At 73.9% G+C, this 5,494-nt stretch carries 4 protein-coding genes; all 4 read right to left on the reverse strand.

The genetic code is table 11. From position 1 onward, the window contains the following. Positions 1-42: 42 nt before the first annotated feature. The 4 genes from K6I33_RS31105 to K6I33_RS36455 all read right to left on the reverse strand — a co-directional run bounded on the left by K6I33_RS31105 (position 43) and on the right by K6I33_RS36455 (position 5,254). Positions 43-660, reverse strand: coding sequence for a DsbA family protein (locus K6I33_RS31105; RefSeq protein WP_229357891.1), 618 nt, complete (start codon positions 658-660; stop codon positions 43-45). A gap of 102 nt (positions 661-762) precedes the next feature. After that, positions 763-1,257 carry a MarR family winged helix-turn-helix transcriptional regulator gene (locus tag K6I33_RS31110; protein ID WP_229357892.1) on the reverse strand — a complete coding sequence of 165 codons (495 nt, stop codon included), beginning with the start codon at positions 1,255-1,257 and terminating at the stop codon, positions 763-765. A 65-nt stretch (positions 1,258-1,322) separates the two neighbouring features. Then, positions 1,323-3,911 (reverse strand): bifunctional lysylphosphatidylglycerol flippase/synthetase MprF, encoded by a 2,589-nt coding sequence (locus K6I33_RS36450; protein WP_229357893.1) that lies wholly within the window; start codon positions 3,909-3,911, stop codon positions 1,323-1,325. Further along, positions 3,908-5,254, reverse strand: a complete 1,347-nt coding sequence (locus tag K6I33_RS36455; protein ID WP_229357894.1) for an esterase family protein — start codon at positions 5,252-5,254, stop codon at positions 3,908-3,910. The genes K6I33_RS36450 and K6I33_RS36455 overlap by 4 nt, the downstream gene beginning before the upstream one ends. Positions 5,255-5,494: the final 240 nt, after the last annotated feature.

Consider the following 5,494-nt stretch of genomic DNA (forward strand, 5'->3'; position numbering starts at 1 on the left):
CCCCCGGACCCCCGGCTCCTCGAACGCCCGAGGGGCCGGCTCTCACGCCGCCCGCGCGGCCGCCAGGCGCTCGCTCACCTGGCCGGCCGTGGCGTGGCCCACGGCCAGGACCGTGACGCGCTCGCCGTCGACGGCCAGCAGCGTCGGGAAGCCCTGGACGCCGTACTCGGCCGCGCGGCGGAAGTCCGCGCGGGCGGCCTTGCCGGCGCCGGGGGCCGAGAAGGCGGTGGCCACGGCGTCCGCGTCGAGGCCGGCGGCCTCGGCGACGGTGCGGTAGGTGCTCTCCTGGGAGAGGCTGAGCCCGTCCGCGTAGAAGGCGTCCTGGAGGGCGGCGGCCAGCTCGGCGGCGCGGTCCGGGGCGGCCTGGCGCAGGGCGGCCATGCCGCGGGCGGCGGCCTCGGAGTCCATGACGAAGGAGCCGTCCGCGATCAGCCGGTCGTAGGCCGCGCCGAACTCCGCCCCCGTCAGCTCCGCGATCTTCGCGTTGGCGCCCTGGACGTAGCCGAACTCACGGATCGGCACACGGCGGGCACCGGTGAACAGTCCGCCGGAGACGACCTCCACGGGCAGCTCCGGGTGGCGCCGGGCGGTCTCGGTGAGCGTGGCCGAGAAGCCGTGGGACCAGCCGCAGTAGGCGTCGAAGACGTAGACGAGCTTCATGGGGGTGCCTCCAGGAGGGTGTGACACGAGCGATTCACCTGCCACAACAGTATCTGCTCAGTCAGATATTCCTTTCGGCCCCCGGCCCCCGCCGGGTGTCACTCAGCGCAGTCGCGGCAGCGCGTCCCTCGCCGCGTGGCTGAGGATCCTCAGATCCTCCGCGAACCGCTCCCGGTGCTCCTCCGGCAGCGGCTCCAGGAAGAAGCGGCGGATGTTCTCCCGGTGGATCCGGGCGGCCCGGACCGCCGTCGCCTCCCCCGCCGGGGTCAGCCGGACCAGCCGGCCCCGCCGGTCGCCGGGGTCGGCGTCCCGGACCACCAGGCCCGCCGCCTCCATCCGGTCCACCAGCCGGGTCACCCCGCCCGTGCTCAGCACCCGCTCCTGGGCGATCGCCCGCATGGGCAGCCCCGCTTCCCCGGCCCGGCCCAGGATCAGCAGCACCTCGAACATCAGGTGACTGATCCCGCACTCCTCCTCGATCGCCCGGCCCAGGATGTACTCCAGCCGGTTCGCGGCCCCCTGGAGCCGTCCGAAGGCCAGCACCAGGCCGTCGTCCGCCGCGTCCCTGGCCGTAGCGATCCCGCTCTCGTGTGCCACGTGGCCCCTCTCGCCCGTCACCCCTGGCTTGCGTGGCACCCGTGCGCCACTCGAGGAGCCTAGAGCTACGCCGAGAACTGCCGCACCAGCCGCACCCCCTGGACGGCCGTCAAGTGCGGCAGATACGCCTTGCCGACCGCCCGGGTGATGGCGGGCAGGGCCGCCGGGTCCGGGTAGGCCATGTACATCGGGCGGTAGCTCGGCTGGAACTTCGCCTTGAACGCGAGCAGCGACCGGAAGCCGTAGACGGGCTCCAGCATCTTCCCGCCGTAGTCGAGGACCCGCTGGAGGGCGACCGGCGGCTCCTCGGTGGCCTTGCGGGCGAGCGGGGCGCCGGAGAGGCTGAGGAAACGGGCGCCCTCCTCCTTGAAGCCGAGCGCGGCCGAGGCGATCAGGAACTCCATCGAGCCGCGGAAGCCGTTCGCCCTGCGCCGCATGAAGTCCAGCGTCCAGCCGGCGGGCCTCCCCTCCTCGTACACCGGCATCCAGCTGGTGATGCCGTGCACGGTGTGCTCGGCGTCGACGGCGAGGAGGCAGCGCACCGCCGGGTCGTCCAGCTCGTCGAGGCCGCCCAGGGTGAAGTCCATCTCCGGCAGGCCCTTGTCGGCGACCCACTCCTCGGAGATCGACCGGATCTGGTCGGTGACGGCGACGGGGGCGTCGGGGAAGGACCACCACTCGGCGGTGATGCCCTCCTTCTTCGCCTTGTTCAGCGCCGTGCGCACGTCCTGCCACTTCTTGCCGGTGAACGCCAGGTCGGGCAGCGGCACCACGGTGTCCTCGGCGACCTGCACCGACCGCCAGCCCAGCCGCTCGGCGGCCTCGCGGGTGGCGGCGCCGACGCTGTAGAAGCAGGGCGTCCAGCCGCGCTCGTCGCAGAAGCGGGCGAAGCCGCCCACCGCGTCCGCCCGCTCCTCCGGCACGCCGAAGGGGTCGCCGGTGGTCAGCGCCACCGTGGCGATGACCCGGTAGGCGACGGCGGTCCGGCCGTTCGCGGCGAACCAGTAGTAGTTGCCGTCCCAGGTCGTCAGGTACGACAGCGTCGAGCCGCCGTGCGCGACGAGCAGTTCGCGGGCGCGCACGGCCGCGTCGGCGTCGGTGTGGAGCCGGGGCCTGCGGAAGGTGATCAGCAGCGCGATCAGGGTCACCAGCCAGAACAGGAGCCCGCAGTAGCGGTAGAGGGTCTCGGCCGTGCCGCCGACCGGCACCGGCCAGTCGGTGAAGTAGCCGAGGAACGCGGGCGGCAGGTACTCCGACACCAGACCGCTCAGCAGCCGGCCTGCGCCGGCCTCGGGGGCGTACTGGTCGCGCACGGCCCAGCCGATGCCCACGTACGCGGCCGAGGCCAGCAGCAGGGCGCCGCCGGTCACGGCGGCCAGGCCCGCCAGGGCCCGGCGCGGCAGACGCAGGTCGAAGCGTTTGCGGGTGACGAGGAGGAGCAGCAGGACCAGGACGGGCAGCAGCATCTGCTCGGCGAAGTACTGGACGTAGTCGGCGTGCTCGGTGGGCTCGGCGCCGTACGCGGAGGGGTTGCCGAGGAAGTCGTGCAGCCAGTAGGCGAACAGGGCGATCCAGCCGAGGTGGAGCAGCACGGCCAGGCCCCAGGCGAGCCGCAGCCCCCGGCGCAGCCCCTCGGCGAGGACGAGGAGGACGACGGGGACGACGACGGCCATGGCGATGGCGGGCGAGTCGTAGAAGCCGCGGACGGCGTGGACGGCGTGGCAGTCCTGGGCGGACTGGGCACAGGCGTCGGCGATGTCCTGGGCGCTGGGCCGGGTGGAGACGTAGAGCTCGTTGAAGGTGCTGAAGGGGCCGTAGGCGTCCTTGTAGAGGATGGCGACGATCGGCCCGATCGCGGCGGCGGCCACGACGAGGGCGACGAGCACCCGGGCCTCGGTGTGGGAGGAGTGCAGCGGCCGCAGGGGGCCGCGGCGGCGGAGGAGCAGGGCGCCCGCGGCGAGCCCGGCCACCGCGCCGCCGAGCCGCAGCACGCCCTGGAGGTGACCCACGTACAGGGCCATGACGAGGGAGAAGGCGACGATGCCGAGCCGTACCCGGCGGCGCCACAGGGCGGTGCGCCGGTAGCTGAGGACGGCTCCGACGGCGAGGGCGCCCACGGTGGGGGTGACGGACAGGTCCTGGGTGAGGCTGTCCAGCCACTGCTCGCCCGCCAGCGAGCCGAGCTTCACCGCGCCCACGCCGAGCAGGGTGCCCAGGATCTGGCCGCCGAGGAGCGCGGCGGCGGTCCGGGCGACGCCCAGGCGCCGCTCGGCGGGGGTGACGAGGAGCAGCACGATGACGGTCGAGCCGAGGTACGCGCCGAGCCCGGGGCACCACAGCAGGGAGCTGGCGGGGGTCCACCAGCGGCCGGCGGCGAGCGCGGGCACGCCGACGGCGATCCGTTCCATGCGGTGCGGCCGGGGGCCGGAGCCCAGGGAGCCGGTGACGGCGCCGACGATCCACAGCACCGCGAGGAAGCCCAGGGTGAAGGGGGCGTGGCGGACGGGTGCGAGGAGCCGGTCGAGGGTGGCCCGCCAGGGGTGGGTGCTGTCGCCCACCCCTGGGACGTCGCCGGGAGCGGGTACGGGCGGTGGGGCGGCCGGGCCGCCGGTGCCGGTGCCCGGGCCGGGGCCGTTGCCGCCGGCCGCGCTCACCGGATCAGTCCCGTCTCCCGGGCCAGCCAGGGCAGTTGCCGCTCCAGGCCGGGGCGCCAGACGGCCCAGCTGTGGCCGCCGGGCAGCAGCACGAACTCGGCCCGCATCCCGGCCTTCACGGCGGCGTCGTAGACCTTTTGCTGCTGCGGCCGGTAGGTGCTGTCGTCGGTGCCGGCGACGAAGGCGGCCTTGGTGCCGGGGAAGCGCTGCCGGGCCAGCACATCCAGCGGGTTCACCCTCTCGTAGGCGGCCGCGTCCCCGCCGAAGGCCTTGTCGATCGTCTTCTGCCGGCTGCCGAGGGTGGGCGCCTCCTGGCCGGAGATGTCGTTGACGACGCCGTAGACCTGGGGTGCGTTCACGCCGAGCTGGAGGGAGCAGGTGCCGCCGAAGGAGAGCCCGGAGACGGCCCAGGAGGTGCGGGCGGTGGCGACCTGGAGGTGGGAGCGGATCCAGGCGGGGACGTCGGTGGCGAGATAGGTCTGGACGTTCCCCAGCCGGGAGTCCAGGCAGAGGGTGTTGGCGAACTGCGAGCCGAGCGGGTCCACGACGGCGACGACGGGGGCCAGGCCGCGGTGGTCGCGGGCGAAGGCGTTCATCATCTCGACGAGCCGGCCGGAGTTGATCCAGTCGTCGGGCGAGCCCGGCTGACCGGCCATCAGGACGAGCACGGGCAGCAGCGGGCGCGGGGTGGCCCGGTAGGCGGGCGGCAGATAGACGTACGCGTCGCGGGCCCTGAAGCCCGAGACGGTGCCGGGGATGCCGGTCCGGGAGACCGTGCCGGTGTCGGCCATGCCCTCGGGGGGCCGCCACACCTCGGAGAGCGCCTTGCCCGGTGGTACGGACAGGGTGGGCCCGGCGGTGCCGGTGGCCTCGGAGAGGCGGGTGGTCTTCTGGAGCCAGGCGTTGAGGGCGCTGCGGGCCGTCGGGTACTGGTCGAAGTGGCGGTTAATCTGCGAGGCGCCCATGAGGACGACGAGCGCCCCCGCGAGCACGGCCGGGAACCGGTGCCGCGCCCGCAGCAGCGGCAGCCGGAAGGCGGTGAGGCACAGGCCGAGGGCGGCGACGCCCGCCCAGAGGACGACCTCCGTCGGCAGGGGGTCGGGGAAGGGCTGGAGCCAGTCGTCGACGGCCACCTGGAGGAGCAGGGTGAGCAGGGCGGCGAGCACCACGGCCGCAGGAGCCCAGCGGGCCCACCACACGCGCCGCCGGGAGAAGAACAGGGCGGCGAGGGCGCAGAGGCCGACGGCCAGGACGGCGAGCGGGATCCATCCGCTCACCAGGGACCAGTCCAGTGGGCCCGCCGCGAGCCGCGGCGGGCCGTCCGGTATCCGTATCCGCACCACGACAAAATGCTACGCATGCCATGAGTTCCGGCAAATCGGGGCATGTGGATGCGGTCTTGCCGGAACTCTTCCCTCCCGGCAGATTCCCAGCAGAATCGCTGATTCGCGGGACAGCCGCGACAGCGGCGACGGCCGTCACCCACGGAGGGGAAAGTCATGGATGTGACCCGGAGAATGAGCCGGAGAGGGCTGTTACGGGCGGGGCTGGGGGTGGGGGGCGCCGCCGTGGTGGGACAGCAC

Source organism: Streptomyces sp. UNOB3_S3, from assembly GCF_020740895.1.
In the GTDB taxonomy this organism is placed as follows: Bacteria; Actinomycetota; Actinomycetes; order Streptomycetales; family Streptomycetaceae; genus Streptomyces.